The 1,099-nt window shown below is 70.4% G+C and carries 2 protein-coding genes; both read right to left on the reverse strand.

Going from position 1 to position 1,099, the window contains the following annotated elements; translation table 11 throughout:
• Positions 1–289 (reverse strand): hypothetical protein (locus AB0D74_RS47640; protein ID WP_362601898.1); only part of this gene is annotated, 289 nt, incomplete at its 3' end.
• Between the two features lie 203 nt (positions 290–492).
• Positions 493–618 carry a hypothetical protein gene (locus tag AB0D74_RS47645; RefSeq protein ID WP_362601901.1) on the reverse strand — a complete coding sequence of 42 codons (126 nt, stop codon included), beginning with the start codon at positions 616–618 and terminating at the stop codon, positions 493–495.
• Between the last annotated feature and the right edge of the window lie 481 nt (positions 619–1,099).

Genomic DNA, 1,099 nt, shown 5'->3' on the forward strand with positions numbered 1-1,099 from the left:
GCGTGGTGGTGAGGGGGAGGGGGTTGTTGAGAACGTGCCGGATCTGTCGGAGCGGCCGGATCTTCCTGGTTCGGGTGACGGGGCCGATGGGACCGTCCAACGATCGGACATTCCGGTGGGCGGGGAAGGCGACGATGTTCCGGATGTTCCGCTGGAGGAGCCGGGACCTGGTGACGTAGAGGCGCCGCCGACTTTCTTCGAGGGTGATGTCCCGCTTGAGGGCGGTGACAGTTTCTTCGCGCAGGGTCTGGACGAGACCGACGGGCCGTCGCGGCCGGGCAGCGTGCACAGCCTGTCGTCGGACGGCACGACGACGTTCTCCGAGGACGGGTACGAGGGAGCGGAATCCTCTTCTGCCGGGACGGGAGAGGGGAACACCCTGTGGGACGGCAGTACCGACAGTGAACATTCGGGAGTTACTCGCGCCGAGAACGACTCGATCTGGTCGGAAAGCGACTCTTTCTGGTCGGGAGGTGACGGCAGCAGCGACTACTACCCGGACTCGGACGGGCTGTCGGTCGGCGACGAGGAGCGCCGGGTGCCGAGCGTGTCCTCGATGTCGGACGGACCCGTGTCGGACGGATCCGTGTCGGATGCCGGGGTCTCGTCGATCGGCACGGAAGGCATCCTTCCGCCCAGGACCCGCACGGTGCTTGAGCGCGGTGCGGGTGGTGCGTCGGCACAGGGCGATGCCGGGGGCACGGCGGCGCGCGGCAGCGGTCCGCGGGCCGGCGTTTCCGGCGTCTCCGAGCCCCCGTCGTTGAGTACGGAGGCGCTCGGCGGGGTTCCCAGGTTGGAGGGCGAACCGGTCAGGACCTGGCTGGAGGGCGTGGAGTCGCCCGGTCCGACGGCCCCGGAGACCGGAAGCCCCGGCGAGCACGCCGCGCCACCGGCATTCGAGGGTGAGGGGCTGCCCGGGTTCGAACCCACCGTTGCCGGGCGGCCGTCGGGACCTTCGGATGCGCTCCATGAGACCCCTCCCGGGCAGGAGCCGGCCGTCCGGTCACAGGCCGACGGTGTTCCGGCGCATCCGGAGGAGACGCCCCTTGCACAGGCACAGGCACAGCCGCGGCCGTCGGTGACGCCTGCGGTGCGGACG

It is taken from the genome of Streptomyces sp. NPDC048278, from assembly GCF_040652195.1.
Lineage (GTDB): Bacteria > Actinomycetota > Actinomycetes > Streptomycetales > Streptomycetaceae > Streptomyces.